Raw genomic sequence first — 14242 nt, forward strand, 5'->3', positions numbered from 1 at the left:
CCGGCATCAGGAGACCGAGATGACGCATTGCATCCTCATCGGCGCCCCCGTGGACGAGGGCCAGCGGCGCCCCGGCTGCCTGATGGGCCCCGCAGCCTATCGCACCGCCGGACTGGCGGGCACGCTGACCGCACTTGGCCACACGATCGAAGATCGCGGCGATGTCGTTCCCGACCGACCGGGAAACGAGACCTGCGCCAATGCCGCCGTTCACCATCTGCCGGAAACCATCGCCTGGACGAATGCGCTGCGCGAGGCGGTCGCCGCCGCGCTGCCTGAAGGGATGCCGATCATCATGGGCGGTGATCATTCGCTGGCGCTCGGCTCGGTCGCGGGGGTCGCGGCCCATGCTGCACAGACGCAACGCCCGCAATTCGTCATCTGGCTGGACGCCCACAGCGACTTCCATACCCTTCGGACCACGACCACGGGCAATCTGCACGGCACGCCCATGGCCTATGCCAGCGGGCTGCCGGGATTCGGACCGTTTCCGCCCTTTCCCGCGCCGATACCGGGCGAGAACATCTGCATGTTCGGCATCCGCAGCGTCGACCCGGCCGAACATGCGGCAATGCAGGATACCGAGATCACCGTCAACGACATGCGGGTTCTGGACGAACAGGGCATCGTCGCACCGCTGCGCGCCTTTCTGAACCGCGTCCGGGCCACCGGCGGCCTGCTGCATGTCAGCCTGGATGTCGATTTCCTCGACCCCTCGATCGCACCCGCCGTCGGCACCACGGTTCCCGGCGGCACCACCTTCCGCGAGGCGCATCTGGTGATGGAGCTTCTGCACGAATCCGGCCTTGTCACCTCGCTGGACCTGGTCGAACTGAACCCGTTCCTCGACGATCGCGGTCGGACGGCGAAGCTGATGGTCGATCTGGTCGGCTCGCTGATGGGCCGCAAGGTCTTTGACCGTCCCACCCGCAGCTATGGCTGATGGCGCGCGGCGGCGGAAGCCGAGGTTCCGCTTGATTAATCAGGACCGCTTGGCTAGCCACGGCCGACGGTGCCGATGCGGGCGTGGTGGAACGGTAGACACAAGCGACTTAAAATCGCTAGAGCCTGGCTCGTGCGGGTTCGATTCCCGCCGCCCGCACCAAGGCAGCCAATGAATACGCCCGCCGGATGATCGGCGGGCGTTCGCTGTTTTTCGGGATCGTGGCAGGCTCAGGCGGCCTTCTTGCGGCGGCGCGACGCAAAAGCGCCACTTCCGGCAAGCGCACCGCCCAGAAGCAGCAGCGAGCCCGGCAGCGGCACCGGCGCAATCGACACATTGTCGACGAAACCGCCGAGGCTGTTGCTGAGACCGCCGGCAAAGAAGGACAGGCGCAGCACCTCGCCGGCGTCCACGGTGAACGACTTCGTCACCTGCGTCCATGTCGCGGGGGATTGATAGACGGCATCGATCAGGCCATCGACCTTGTCGCCCAGACTGTATCCGATGCCATTGTCGTTCTGGGTCGCGGTGCGCGGCGAATAGAAGAACGACAGAAGATAGGAACCGGCGCTGGCGAAGGTGATGTCCTGATACATGGACGAGTTGGAATCGCTGTCCAGCTCGACATACCAGTTGCCATCCTGCGCGTCATGCGTGCCCAGCGTGGCATTGTTCTGCAGTTCGATTCCGGCCCCGTCGCCGCGGGTCCATCCGGGAATCGCATCATAGACGCCGTAGCCGCCCCTGTTGGTGCCGCCCCCGGCCAGGCCCGCGACGTCTTCGAAACTGCCGTTCTGGACAATCGTGGCGGCAGAGGCGGCACCGCCTGACAGCATGGCCACGACAAGACCGGCGGAAATGGTTCTGATCGACATGGTAATCATCCTACTGGGTCAAATGGTGAAAGCAGAGCGGCAACATGCCGCAGGCTTCACGGGAATGTTAACCTTTTCCGAATTGTTAGGAAAGTGGCAAATCACGCCATAAACGGCATGTCCAACCGAAATCCGGCTGGATCGCGCGGCGCGGGGAATCTGCGAAACGGCTCTCGGCACGAGGTCGGAGCAACCGGATTACGGCCCTGCCCGACCTGATCCGGGCGGATTTCTGGTGCCGGTGAAGGGACTCGAACCCCCGACCCCATCATTACGAATGACGTGCTCTACCAGCTGAGCTACACCGGCATCTGGTGGCGGGCCGGATAGCAGGTTCCGACGGGGCGCGAAAGAGGGGCGGCGCGTTTTTTCGCCGCCCATCCTCGGGCCATCGAATCAGCTTTTGCGAACCGGCCGCTCCTCGGTCCATTCCGCGTCCTCGGGCGGCTCGACATCGGGCCTGACGGGTTCGCGATCGGCATCCCGACCGGGGGCAGCCGTCTTCGCGGCCGCCGGCGCCGGTCCGTCGGCATTGACCGTGCTGACCGGCCCGACCTCGACGTAATCGCTTTCGCGCGGCACCATTCCCGGCGCCACGTCAGCGACCTCGGTGCGCTTCGGTCTGGGCGACATGACGGCGGCGCCCTGATCGGCGGCGGGGGCAGAGGGTTCGTCGATCTGCGCCCCGGCCAGGGGGGCGGCGGGGTCCGGCGTTTCGGGCTGCGGCTTTGGCGCGCCGACCAGAAGCGGCAGCATCTCGGCCCCGGAACCGGGCGAAACGCCCCGATCGCGGTCATCCGGCTCGCGCCAGGTCAGCGTGTCGAAACCGCCGCAACTGTCGCAGGTCGGCGCCCAGTCGCGCATCACGTTGTGACACTTGTCGCAGACCCATTGCGGCCCGCGCGAGGCGGTCAGCGCCCGCGCCAGCCAGCCCCGAACCACGCTGTCATCGGCGCCCTCGCCGCGTTCGACCGCAGCCATGATCGACAGGGTGCGCACTGTGGGGTGGACCTCGGCCAGATCGCCAAGGGCCCGCCGCGCGCCCGGAAAATCCTCGGCCGACAGCAGCAATTCGGCCTTCAGAAGTCGCGATTCCTCGTGATCGGGGTTCTTCCCGATCAGCCGCTCGAACCGTTTCAGCCGGGCGGCAGCCGTCTCGTCGGGGGCAATTTCTGCATAGGTGGCGGCGATGTCGGGATGCGGCCTGACCGACCAGGTCTTTTCCAGCACGCGCGCGGCATTGCGGCCGTCCTTCTGCGCGATATAGCTGCGCGCGGCCAGCACAGCGGCCGGGATCAGGTCGGGCGAGGCCCTGTTGGCCGAGATCGCCGCCTCGCGGGCGCTGATCGAATTGCCCTGTGCCAGCACCGCACTGGCCTCTTGCAGCGCCATAACCGCATCGCGGCGGATATGCACGTCCTGAGGCAATTCGCCTTGGCGGCGCTTTTCCTTCAGCATCAGGCGCGCGCCCTTCCAGTCGCCCTGCTTCATCTCCAGGTCCAGCAGCGTATCCTGGATTTCCTTGTGCCGCGGTTTCAGGGCATAGGCTTTCTGCGCCAGCAGCATCGCGGTCGCCGTATCGCCCTCGTCCAGCTTCTGCCGCATCAGTCCGCGAACGCCGACAAAGCGGGTGCGGTCGTCGCCCAGCAACTTGCGATAGGCGCGCTCGGCGCGGGCGCGATCACCCGCAACGTCGGCCGCCTGCGCCGAAAGAAGATCGGTCAGATGCGGCTGGTCCAGATATTTCGCGGCTTTCGCGGCCTTGGCCTGCGCCAGCTTCCCCTCGCCCGAGGCGACGGCCAGCATCCCCTCGCCAAGCGCGGCATAACCCCTGCGTTCGCGCGAGCGGTCGAAATAGCGGCTGATCGCCGTCTCGTCCCCCGCCAGGAAACGCAGGAAGGCCAGCACCAGGCCAAGCAGCCTGAACAGGATCCAGGCCGTGATCATCAGCAGGATCAGCGCGATCAGCGCCTTGAGGGGCGTCAGGGCATATTCCCTGCCGCCATATTCCAGCAACAGTGTCTGGCCGGTATCGGACAACTGGATCGCACCAAGCGCGACCGCCAGCACCACCGCGAAGAAGAACAGGATTTTCAGCAGGGACAGGATCATCACGGTTCCTCAGTTCGACGGCGCGGACAGAGCGTTCAACGCGGCCTTGGCATCGGCATAGGTTTGCGCGCGCGTCAGCCAGCCGGCCATCGCGGGTGCGGATTTCGCCGATTCGGGCAAAGCCGCCATCTCGGTCAGGGCGGCGTCGATGCGGCCCTTCTCGACCTCGGCATTCGCGCGCGAAAGGATCGCATCGGGATCGTCGCCCGCGCGCGGCGCGACCGAACGCGCGCCGGTCTGCGCCCTGAAGAAACGGGTCAGCGCATTGCCGCCATCGGCACCGGCTTCGCGCAGGCTGTCGCGCAGCGCAGCGCGCGCGGCCTGCGGAAAATCGGACTGAAGACTGACGAGACTGGGCACCTCGCGGGTCAGCGGCTCGGGCGCATCCATCCCCGCACCCTCCAGCGTTTGCCGCGCCTCGTCCGGCGTGACGCCGCGGTCCAGAGCCGCCTGCAGCGACGCGATCGCCGCGACCGCCTCGGCGCGTCTGGTGCTGTCGGTGGCGGCGGCCTGCATCTTCTCCGCCTCGCTCTGGGCGGCGGTGATCCGGGATTGCGCCTGTTCGGCGGCGGCCTGAATTTGCCCTTCCAGCGCCTGGGCCTGCGCGGCCAGATCCTGAATCCGCTGCGCCATGCCGGGATCCAGTGCCGGTCGCGCCGCCAGTTCATCGAGCCGCTGCGCCTGTTCGTCAAGCTGCTGTTGCAGGGCCTCGACAGCCGCCTGCGCATTCGTGTCGGGGGCGGGCGCAGCACTGGCCAGTTCGTCGCGCAGAGCCGCGATTTCCGTACCGGCGGCCTCTTTCGCGGCGGCAACGGCCTCGGCGCGAATCGAGGCCGTATCGACGGCTTCAGCGGGCGTCTGCGGCCAGACCCAGATCGCGGCAAGCGCGCCGAGGGCGGCTGCGCAGGCCCCGCCCAGCAGCATTTGCCAGAACCCCGTCTTCCGGACGGTGACATTCTGCGTCGGGGTCGGGTCGGCCACCGGCGTGTCGCGCAGGATCGCCTCGGGCGGCACATCCTTCAGCGCGCCGGTCGGACCCGGATCACTCTGTTTCCGCTTCGGCTGCGCAGCCGGAGTATCGGACGAGCCATCGCCGACAAGCTGCGAGGCAACCGGCCCGGCCGTGCTGCCAGCGGCGGCGGCGGACGATCCGTCCCCCTTGCCGGTGTCGGTGGATTTCAGCGTGCCGGGCGTCGCGGCGGCCTTGCGTGCGCTACCGGCCGCGCCGCCATCTGGCGTGTCGTCTGGCTTGTCGGCAGGCTGCGACGTCGCCGTGTCGGGGGTCTGATCGGGCTGTGATGTCTCTGCGGCCTTCCGGGTGCTGGGCTTGTCGGATTTCGTGGCTTTGGATTCTTCTGGTTTTTTCACGTGTCGTCCCCGTCCTCGCGTGCCGCCCTGCCTGCCATCGGCGAAGCGTCGCCGCCAGAGTAATCAGCCGTGGCCCCCGGCTCAACCCGCCGTGAACATCATAGTTCCGCGATGCCGAGGCAGCGGATCGCCTGGACCATGCCCTCCTGCGTCGGCTGTTGCGCAATCGCCGACCCCGCCCGCGGTCCGTCCCAGGCCTGCATCACCGTCGCGCTGATCGCCACCGGCCACAACCGCGACATCGAACCACGGACCGCCGCAGCCGCCAGTGCGGCCGATCGTGCCGAGAAAAGCGGCAGCACCACATCACCGCCCCGCGCCAGAAGATCGCGCGCCTCATCCGTCAGATCGCAGCTTTTCTGTTCATAGACGACCATTCCCGGAACCGGCAATTCGCGGGCAAGGTGCCGGCCATGCGGATGCAGCAGCGGCGCCCCGCGCCACCTGGCGATCAGCGGCAGCAACCCCGCGGCATCGCCAGGCCCTTCGGTCACATCGAAACCCGCCTTCCGCGCGGCCTCTGCGGTCCGCCCGCCCACGCATAACGCCGCGCGGCCCGCGCCCGGCCCGGCCGCTGCGACCGCATGGGCCGAGGTAAACAGCAGCGCCCCGGCCGCGCGCAAGCGGGCGGCGTCGTGATCGACCGGAACGATCCGCAAGATGGGGGCGATCACCGCCTGCCAGCCCGGCAGCAGCCTCGCAAACCGCAGCGAATCCGCGCGCGGTCGGGTCAGAAGAAGCGTGGGCCGGATGCGCGCCGGCATTGGCAACCCCTCTGGTCGGTGCTAGGCCAGCAGGCGTAAGCGTCATTTCCCCGCCCGGCAAGAGCATGGACGACCTGATTTTTCTCGGCATCGAAAGCAGCTGCGACGACACCGCCGCCGCGATCGTGACCGGCGACCGGCGCATCCTGTCCTCGATCGTCAGCAGCCAGACCGCCCTGCACGCGGATTTCGGCGGCGTCGTTCCCGAAATCGCCGCGCGCGCCCATGCCGAACGGCTGGATCTGGTGGTGGAACAGGCGCTGGCCCGATCCCGCCTTGGCCTGCGCGATCTGTCCGGCGTCGCCGTGACCGCCGGGCCGGGCCTGATCGGCGGCGTGATGGCCGGTGTCATGTGCGCCAAGGGCATCGTCGCGGGGGCGGGTCTGCCGCTGGTCGGCGTGAACCATCTGGCCGGCCACGCCCTGACCCCGCGCCTGACCGACGGCGTGGACTTTCCCTATCTGATGCTGCTGGTATCGGGCGGACATTGCCAGTTCCTGCTCGTCAAGGGACCACAGGATTTCACCCGTCTGGGCGGCACCATCGACGACGCGCCGGGCGAGGCCTTCGACAAGCTGGCCAGGCTCTTGGCCCTTCCCCAGCCCGGCGGACCCTCGGTCGAGGCCGAGGCAGCCCTGGGCGATCCTGACCGCTTCGATCTGCCCCGACCGCTGCTGGACCGGCCGGGCTGCGACCTGTCCTTCTCGGGGTTGAAGACCGCCGCCCTGCGTCTGCGCGACGGTCTGATCGGCGAACAGGGCGGGCTGCGGCAAACGGACCGCAGCGACCTTTGCGCCGCCTTTCAACAGGCCGTCACCGAGACCCTGGCCGAAAAGGCCCGCCGCGCGCTGTCGGTCAGCCCGGTTCCGTTGCTGGCGGTGGCCGGCGGTGTCGCCGCGAACGGCGCGATCCGCGCCGCGCTGGAACGGACCGCGCTCGAGGCAGGCGCACGTTTCCTGGCCCCGCCGCTGCGGCTTTGCACCGACAATGGCGCCATGATCGCCTGGGCGGGGATCGAGCAGTTCCGGCTGGGCCAGCGCGACGGCATGGACCTTGCCGCCCGGCCTCGCTGGCCCCTGGACCCTGCGGCGGCACCGATGCTGGGCGGCGGCAGGAAAGGCGCCAAGGCATGAAGGTGTCGATCCTCGGCGCGGGCGCCTTTGGCACGGCGCTGGCGGTGGCGCTGTCGGCGAATGGCCCGGTCGTCCTGTGGGGCCGTGATACCCGATGGCGGTGCGAAAACCCCAGATTGCCGGGGGTCAGCCTGCCCGAGGCCGTCACCGTCACCGATGATCTGGCGTGCGCCCTGGGCGCCCGGACCGTGCTGCTGGCCCTGCCCGCGCAGGCATTGCGCCCGTTCATGGCCGATCACGGCGCCGCGCTGGACGGCAGGATGCTGGTCAACACTGCCAAGGGAATCGACCTCGACCGGCTGACCGGCCCCTCGCGCATCATCGCGGATGCCTGTCCTGCCAGCACCGTCGCGACGCTGACCGGGCCCTCTTTCGCGGCCGATATCGCGCGCGGGCTGCCCACGGCGCTGACGCTGGCCTGCCCCCGCGACTCTGCGGGCGCGGAATTGCAGCGGGCGCTGTCCACCCGCGTCCTGCGCCTCTATCGCAGTGCCGACCTGACCGGTGCCGAACTGGGCGGGGCGCTGAAGAACGTGGTTGCCATCGCCGCGGGCGTGGTAATCGGGGCGGGTCTTGGCGACAGCGCCCGCGCGGCCATCGTCACACGCGGCTTTGCCGAAATGACCCGCTTTGCCACCGCCCTCGGCGCCCGCTCCGAGACGCTGACCGGCCTGTCCGGACTGGGCGACCTGATCCTGACCTGCACATCGCCGCAATCGCGCAACTTCCGCTTTGGTCAGGCGATGGGACGCGGCGAGGATTTCGATCCGACGATTACCGTCGAAGGTGCCGCCACCGCCCGCGCGGTCTCGGCCCTTGCCTCTCGCGAGGGAACCGACATGCCCATCGCCGGCATGGTCGCGGCCCTTGCCAGCGGCGCCGTATCGGTCGAAAAGGCCGCCGATATCCTGATGAACCGACCGTTGAAGGAGGAATGATGCCCCTGTTCGCCGTCATCTGCCGCGACAAGCCCGGCCAGTTGCAGACCCGACTGGACAGCCGCCAGGCCCACCTGGGCTTCATCCGCGATTCGGGCATCGTCCGCATGGCCGGTCCGCTGATCGAAAATGGCGACATGTGCGGTTCGCTGATCGTGCTGGAGGCCCGCGATCTGGACGCCGCGCGCGACTGGGCCGCGCGCGATCCCTACAAGAAGGCGGGTCTTTTCCACAGCGTGGACGTGACCGAATGGAACAAGGTGATCGGTTGATGCAATACTGGCTGTTCAAATCCGAACCCGACGTGTTCGGATGGGACGACCTGGTCGCCAGGGGCGAGGCGGGCGAGGAATGGGACGGTGTGCGCAACTATCAGGCGCGCAACAACATGCGCGAGATGAAGAAGGGCGATCGGGGGCTGTTCTATCATTCGAATGTCGGAAAAGAGGCCGTCGGAATCGTCGAGATCGTCGCCGAGGCCCACCCCGACAGCACCACCGATGACGCCCGCTGGGAATGCGTGGACGTGAAGGCGGTCGAGAGACTGCCCAGACCCGTCCCGCTGGCCGTGGTCAAGGCCGAGCCGCGATTGAAGGACATGGCCCTGGCGGGCAACAGCCGCCTGTCGGTCCAGCCCGTCACCGAGGCCGAGTGGGCCGTGATGATGGAACTTGCCGGCCGCTGATGACGCATCCCGGCGCCAGCCCGCAGCCCTGGCCAGCCGCCCGTGCCGCATCCGCCGGCCGGAAAGCAGCCGCGAAGCCATGAGGGGTTCCAGCGCAGGCGAACGCCGGAACCCCTCTTTCCCGGCAAGCGCAGCGCCACACCATCGCGCGCCCCACGGGATCAGGATCCGGCCTTCTGGCCGTGTCGCGCCACTGATAGCCCGGCAGGCCGCGGCAAGGCAAAGCCCGATTGCCCTGCATTTTAGCCGAACCCGCTTCATCTCCTCTGCGGGCCGCGCTAGGTTCGGACATTCCGGTCACGACAAGGAGGTCTCATGGTCCAGCGTCTTCATCTCGTCTTTGGCGGCGAACTGATCGACCCGCAAAGCACGCAGTTCCGCGACACCGACGACATTCACGTCGTCGGCATCTTTCCGAACTACGAACGCGCCTACAACGCCTGGAAAGCCGAGGCTCAGCGCACCGTGGACAGCGCCGAGACACGCTATTTCATCGCCCATCTGCACCGGCTTCGCGACGAGGAAACGCCGGTCAGCCCGACCGAGGAACTTGGCGGCTGATGCGGGGTCCGGGGCTAGGCGGGCTGGGTCTGTGGCTGCATCTGCGTGGCCCGTCCCGGCGGACCACCGACTCCCCATCGCTGCCGCCCCTGACAGAAGGCCAGGCACTGATCCTGCACGTCTCGGAGGGACACCAAAACGCCGCCCAGCAGATCCGCACCCGGCTGAACGCGACGCGGCGCGATGTCCGGATCCTGACCATCGGCCAGGACGGGATCGCCGATCCCGGCCGTGATCGCGGCGCCGCCGAGGCGCTGATCGCGGCGGCAAGGCCGGGCTGCCTGCTGCTTCTGGGTCCGGATCTGCCGGGCGCATTGATCACCGCCGCGGCACGCGACGGCGTCCCGGTCATCCTGGGCGAGGCAAGACTGGACCCGCAGGATATGGGCTGGACGCTGCGCGCGGCGATGCGGCGTGAACTTCTGCGTCGAATGCAGACGATCCTGCTGACCGATCCCGGCAGCCACGAGATTGCCAGAGAGATGGGGCTTGATCCGGCGCGGCTGACGATGACCGGGCCGGTGGCGGCGATCCACGAACCCCTGCCCTGCGCCGAATCCGAACGCGAGGCCATCGCGCAGCTGGTGCGCGGGCGGCATTCATGGCTGGCCGCCGCAATCCCCGAAAACGAGGATGAGGCCGTGTTGCAGGCGCATCTGGCTGCGCTGCGGCAATCGCATCGGGCGCTGCTGTTCTGGGCCCCGCGCGATCCGCGCCGCGCCGGGGCGCTGGCCGAACGGATCGAGGCGGCGGGCCTCAATGTCGCCCGCCGCGACCAGGACGAGGACCCGACCGACGAAATCCATGTGATGCTGACCGACGGGCTGGCCGAGATGGGCCTGTGGTATCGCCTTGCCCCGGTCTCCTATCTGGGCGGCACGCTGCACGGCGACGACGCCGCCGCACGACATCCGTTCGAACCCGCAGCCCTTGGTTCGGCCATTGTCCACGGCCCGGTCACGGGGCGGCATCCGACCGAATGGCAGCAACTGGACGGGGCCGGCGCGGCGCGGCAGGTCGCGAATGCGGCCGGTCTGGCGGCGGCGATGGCGGAATTGTCGCAGCCCGAACTGATCGCGGCGCTGGCCCGGAATGCCTGGACCGTCAGCACCGGCGGCGCGGACGTGACGCTGCGCATCTGCCAGCCCGTCCTGGCAGCCCTCGACGCGGCGCCGGAAGGCACGGCAGACCGGCCGGCCCGGGCGACCGCACCATGAGCCGCGCACCGGACTTCTGGTATCTGCGCCCGCCAACGCCGCTTGCGCGGCTGCTTTCGCCGCTGGGCGCGGTTTACGCACGCGAAACCCGGCGCAGGCTGGCGGGCAAGGCGCGCATGCGCCTTGACATCCCGGTAATCTGCGTCGGCAACCTGAACGCGGGCGGCACCGGCAAGACGCCGACCGTCATTCACCTGCAACAGCATCTTCTGGGACTGGGGATCGACGCCCATGTCGTCTCGCGCGGCCATGGCGGCCGGGCCAAAGGACCGCTGAGGGTTGACGAGCGGCGTCACGATGCCGCCCTGACCGGCGACGAGCCGCTGCTGATGGCGGCCTTCGGCCCGGTCTGGGTGGCCGATGACCGGCAGGCAGGCGGGCGGGCGGCCTGCGCGGCAGGGGCGCAGGCGATCATTCTCGATGACGGCTTCCAGGATCCGGCGCTGGCGCATGACCTGGCCATCGTCGTGGTCGATGCGGCACGAGGTTTCGGCAACGGGCTTTGCCTGCCCGCCGGCCCCCTGCGCGAACCCGTGGTCCGGGGTCTTGCCCGCGCCGATCTGCTGCTTTCCATCGGCGATGCCGCGGCACAGGACCGCTTTGTCCCGCCGCCGGATGCTCCGCCCCATCTGCGCGGAACGCTGGCGCCGCTGCAGACCGGGATCGACTGGCAGGGACACCGCGTCGTGGCCTTCGCCGGAATCGGTCATCCCGAGAAATTCTTTGCCACGCTGGCCTCTCTTGGCGCCTCCATCCTGCGGGCCGAGGCACTGGACGATCATCAGCCTTTCACACCGGCCCTGCTGACCCGGCTGGAAACCGAGGCGCGGATGCGCGGCGCGCAACTGGTCACGACGGAAAAGGATGCCGCCCGGCTGCCGCGCGATTTCCGGCCCCGGGTCATGGCGCTGCCGGTGCGACTGGCGTTGCAGGATCCGGCCTTGCTGGACACGGCGTTGACGCGCCTGTTTCCCGGCTGAGCCCGGCCCGCCTTTGCAATTCCCGCGAGGATGCCGATATAGGATGCGAACGCCCGGAACGGGCCTTCCGAGGAAAGGAACCGCATGTCCCGCAACGCGATGCAACGGCTCAGCTTCTACCTGCTGGTGCTTCTGGCGCTATACGCCTCACTGGCCGGCGCGGCCTGAGGAGGGCGGAACATGGCGCGGAATTTCGGGGGGCGGTTTTCGCCGGACGGGCAGCGGCGCGACCGCCAGGGCGACCGGCCGGATCAGCCGCGCGGCGCGATGCGGCACCGGCTGGAATCGCGGCCGAAATGGGTCACGATCGGCGCCGCACCATTTCTGATCACCGCATTCTTCCAGCCCCCGGTCCAGATGGTCGCCGGGCTCGCCGCCTTTGGCCTGATCGCCTGCGCGATGTGGCTGACGCGCGAGGGGCTGCGCGCCGAAGCCGCCTATGACGTGCGTCGCAAGGCACGCCGGCCCGCCATCCCGCGCAAGCTGTTCGGGGGCGTCCTGGCCGGCCTGGGCCTGGGCCTGGGCGCGGCCGAACCGGGCGCCGGGGCCGGCGCTGCGCTGATCGGCGTCACCGGGCTGGCGCTGCACTGGCTGGCCTTTGGGGCCGACCCGATGCGCGACAAGGGCATGTCCGAGGGCGAGGATTTCCAGCAGACCCGCGCCGAGCGGATGATCGAGGAAGGCGAAGCCTATCTGGCGCAGATCGACCAGGCCATGCTGCGCCTTGGTGATCGCGGACTTCAATCGCGCGTGGCGCGCTTTGCGGGGACGGTGCGCGATCTGTTCGACCGGGTGCGCAGCAATCCCGGCGATCTGTCGGCAGCGCGGCGCTATCTGGGCGTCTATCTGATGGGCGCGCGCGACGCGACCGAGAAATTCGCGGCTCTCTATGCCCGCAGCCGCGACCCCGCCACGCGCACCGCCTATGAGGCGTTTCTCGACGATCTGGAACGCGATTTCAGCGCCAAGGCCCGCAAGCTGCTGGAGGGCGACCGCGCCGATCTGGAAATCGAGATCTCGGTTTTGCGCGACCGGCTGGCCCGCGAAGGCGTGGCCAGCCCGGATCGCCCGAACCTGACCGACTCGGCGCAGTTTCTGGACGACCTGCTGCGCGATCCGGCCGACAGGACGCGCTGACTGCCGATGCCCCGCTTTGCCCTGCTGATCGAATATGACGGAGGCCCCTTCGCCGGCTGGCAGGCGCAGGCCGACCAGCCCTCGGTCCAGGGCGCCGTCGAAGCCGCGCTGGCCAAGCTGGATGCCGGCTTTGCCACGGGCGCGCGGATCGCGGCGGCAGGCCGCACCGATGCCGGCGTTCATGCGACCGGACAGGTCGCCCATGCCGAACTGCTGCGCGACTGGGACGCTTTCCGTCTGGCCGAGGCGCTGAATTTCCACCTCAAGCCCGCCCCCGTGGCGGTGCTGGCGGCAAAGCGGGTGGCCGAGGATTTTCATGCCCGGTTCTCGGCCACGGAACGGCGCTATCTGTTCAGACTGATCGCCCGCCGGGCACCGATGACGCATGACCAGGGCCTTGCCTGGCGCGTCCTGAAACCGCTGGACACGCGGGCCATGCGCGAGGCCGCCGCGCATCTGATCGGTCAGCACGATTTCACCACATTCCGGTCCTCGATCTGTCAGGCCAAGAGCCCACTGAAAACGCTGGACGCGATCGGCATCGACGAAATCGCGATCCCCCATGGCCGGGAATACCGTTTCACCCTGCGGGCGCGGTCTTTCCTGCATAACCAGGTGCGCTCCATTGTCGGCACGCTGGAACGGGTGGGCGCGGGTTCATGGCAGCCGGAGCGCGTGGCCCGGGCATTGGCGGCGCGCGACCGCGCGGCCTGCGGGCCTGTCTGTCCGCCCCATGGATTGTATCTGACGGGCGTCGGCTATCCCGGCGATCCCCTGTTCGGGATCTAGGCGCGACCGCGCCGGCGCGGGCGCTCGTCCTTCCTGGTCAGCACGATCTTGACCGTGGACCACAGGATCCACAGATCCAGGCCGAAATCGCGGTGGCGCTGGTAGATCAGGTCGATCTTCAGCTTGACCGGCAGGCAGCGGCGATAATAGGCGGCCTCGGTCGCGGCGGCGGATTTGCAGCGTGCGAGGATCCGGTCCTCGTGCCGATGATAGATAAGCGTCGCCAACCCGGTCACGCCCGGACGGCTTTTCAGCACCTGCGCGTAAACTGCGGGGAAACGTTCGACATATTCGCGCAGCGGCGGGCGCGGGCCGACGAAGCTCATGTCGCCGCGCAGGATGTTGAACAACTGCGGCAATTCGTCGATCCGCGTGCGGCGCAGGAAATGGCCCAGGGGCGTGATGCGCCAGTGCTTGTGCGCGCCGGTGGCGCCGAAATCGTCCTCTTCCGTGGTCATGGTGCGGAATTTCAACTGCGTGAAGGACTGGCCCGGCGCGCGCATCCGGTGCGCGGTATAGAAAATCGGACGCCCCTGCACGATCAGCAGAAGAAAGGCCATGACGGCCATCACCACGGACAGCGGAATCATCAGCATCAGCGCCAGTGTCACATCGAACAGACGCTTGCGGCGCGGCATGGGCTTCATGCCGCTGTCGCGGGCCTGACCCAGGAACCAGGCCATCTTGGACCCGGTCAGCGTCGCAAGCTGGGCCGCTTCTGCCTTGTCCCAGTCGTGATG

Annotated in this window: 15 protein-coding genes and 2 tRNA genes; 11 read left to right on the top strand and 6 right to left on the bottom strand. The window is 68.5% G+C overall.

What is annotated here, in order from left to right:
* The first annotated feature begins 19 nt into the window (after nt 1-19).
* Nucleotides 20-943 carry an arginase gene (gene rocF / locus B4L36_RS06845; RefSeq protein ID WP_292954303.1) on the top strand — a complete coding sequence of 308 codons (924 nt, stop codon included), beginning with the start codon at nt 20-22 and terminating at the stop codon, nt 941-943.
* Nucleotides 944-1020: 77 nt separating this feature from the next.
* Nucleotides 1021-1105: transfer RNA gene (locus B4L36_RS06850), tRNA-Leu, on the top strand.
* Between the two features lie 68 nt (nt 1106-1173).
* On the opposite strand, the gene B4L36_RS06855 is transcribed toward B4L36_RS06850, so the two are convergent.
* From B4L36_RS06855 to B4L36_RS06875, 5 genes are all read right to left on the bottom strand, one after another.
* The gene (locus B4L36_RS06855) at nt 1174-1818 is read right to left on the bottom strand and encodes a PEP-CTERM sorting domain-containing protein (RefSeq protein ID WP_292954306.1); all 645 of its coding nucleotides are present in this window, start codon (nt 1816-1818) and stop codon (nt 1174-1176) included.
* 233 nt (nt 1819-2051) lie between these two features.
* Nucleotides 2052-2127: transfer RNA gene (locus B4L36_RS06860), tRNA-Thr, on the bottom strand.
* A gap of 87 nt (nt 2128-2214) precedes the next feature.
* Nucleotides 2215-3930 carry a heme biosynthesis protein HemY gene (locus tag B4L36_RS06865; RefSeq protein ID WP_292954310.1) on the bottom strand — a complete coding sequence of 572 codons (1716 nt, stop codon included), beginning with the start codon at nt 3928-3930 and terminating at the stop codon, nt 2215-2217.
* A 9-nt stretch (nt 3931-3939) separates the two neighbouring features.
* Nucleotides 3940-5298, bottom strand: coding sequence for a COG4223 family protein (locus tag B4L36_RS06870; protein WP_292954313.1), 1359 nt, complete (start codon nt 5296-5298; stop codon nt 3940-3942).
* Nucleotides 5299-5396: 98 nt separating this feature from the next.
* Entirely contained in the window at nt 5397-6062 is a 666-nt protein-coding gene (locus B4L36_RS06875; RefSeq protein ID WP_292954316.1) for a uroporphyrinogen-III synthase, read from the bottom strand.
* A gap of 65 nt (nt 6063-6127) precedes the next feature.
* Between B4L36_RS06875 and tsaD the strand changes: the two genes are divergently transcribed.
* From tsaD to truA, 9 genes are all read left to right on the top strand, one after another.
* Nucleotides 6128-7195 carry a tRNA (adenosine(37)-N6)-threonylcarbamoyltransferase complex transferase subunit TsaD gene (tsaD, locus tag B4L36_RS06880; RefSeq protein WP_292954319.1) on the top strand — a complete coding sequence of 356 codons (1068 nt, stop codon included), beginning with the start codon at nt 6128-6130 and terminating at the stop codon, nt 7193-7195.
* Nucleotides 7192-8133: an NAD(P)H-dependent glycerol-3-phosphate dehydrogenase gene (locus tag B4L36_RS06885; RefSeq protein ID WP_292954322.1), complete on the top strand. Its 942-nt coding sequence runs from the start codon at nt 7192-7194 to the stop codon at nt 8131-8133. Before tsaD ends, B4L36_RS06885 begins: the two co-directional genes overlap by 4 nt.
* Nucleotides 8133-8405, top strand: coding sequence for a YciI family protein (locus tag B4L36_RS06890; RefSeq protein WP_414692149.1), 273 nt, complete (start codon nt 8133-8135; stop codon nt 8403-8405). The genes B4L36_RS06885 and B4L36_RS06890 overlap by 1 nt, the downstream gene beginning before the upstream one ends.
* Nucleotides 8405-8818 carry an EVE domain-containing protein gene (locus B4L36_RS06895; RefSeq protein WP_292954328.1) on the top strand — a complete coding sequence of 138 codons (414 nt, stop codon included), beginning with the start codon at nt 8405-8407 and terminating at the stop codon, nt 8816-8818. Before B4L36_RS06890 ends, B4L36_RS06895 begins: the two co-directional genes overlap by 1 nt.
* A 315-nt stretch (nt 8819-9133) precedes the next feature.
* A complete protein-coding gene (locus B4L36_RS06900) occupies nt 9134-9379 on the top strand; it encodes a DUF4170 domain-containing protein (protein WP_292954331.1) in 246 nt (81 codons plus the stop codon).
* Nucleotides 9379-10596 carry a 3-deoxy-D-manno-octulosonic acid transferase gene (locus B4L36_RS06905; protein WP_292954334.1) on the top strand — a complete coding sequence of 406 codons (1218 nt, stop codon included), beginning with the start codon at nt 9379-9381 and terminating at the stop codon, nt 10594-10596. Before B4L36_RS06900 ends, B4L36_RS06905 begins: the two co-directional genes overlap by 1 nt.
* A complete protein-coding gene (gene lpxK, locus B4L36_RS06910) occupies nt 10593-11576 on the top strand; it encodes a tetraacyldisaccharide 4'-kinase (protein ID WP_292954337.1) in 984 nt (327 codons plus the stop codon). Before B4L36_RS06905 ends, lpxK begins: the two co-directional genes overlap by 4 nt.
* 180 nt (nt 11577-11756) lie before the next feature.
* Nucleotides 11757-12713, top strand: coding sequence for a 5-bromo-4-chloroindolyl phosphate hydrolysis family protein (locus tag B4L36_RS06915; RefSeq protein WP_292954340.1), 957 nt, complete (start codon nt 11757-11759; stop codon nt 12711-12713).
* Nucleotides 12714-12719: 6 nt separating this feature from the next.
* Nucleotides 12720-13502 carry a tRNA pseudouridine(38-40) synthase TruA gene (truA, locus tag B4L36_RS06920; RefSeq protein ID WP_292954343.1) on the top strand — a complete coding sequence of 261 codons (783 nt, stop codon included), beginning with the start codon at nt 12720-12722 and terminating at the stop codon, nt 13500-13502.
* Here the strand turns inward: truA and B4L36_RS06925 are convergent.
* Entirely contained in the window at nt 13499-14140 is a 642-nt protein-coding gene (locus B4L36_RS06925; protein ID WP_414692153.1) for a sugar transferase, read from the bottom strand. The two genes, truA and B4L36_RS06925, sit on opposite strands and share 4 nt — an antisense overlap.
* Between the last annotated feature and the right edge of the window lie 102 nt (nt 14141-14242).

Source organism: Paracoccus sp. UBA889, assembly GCA_002294185.1.
Lineage (GTDB): Bacteria > Pseudomonadota > Alphaproteobacteria > Rhodobacterales > Rhodobacteraceae > Paracoccus.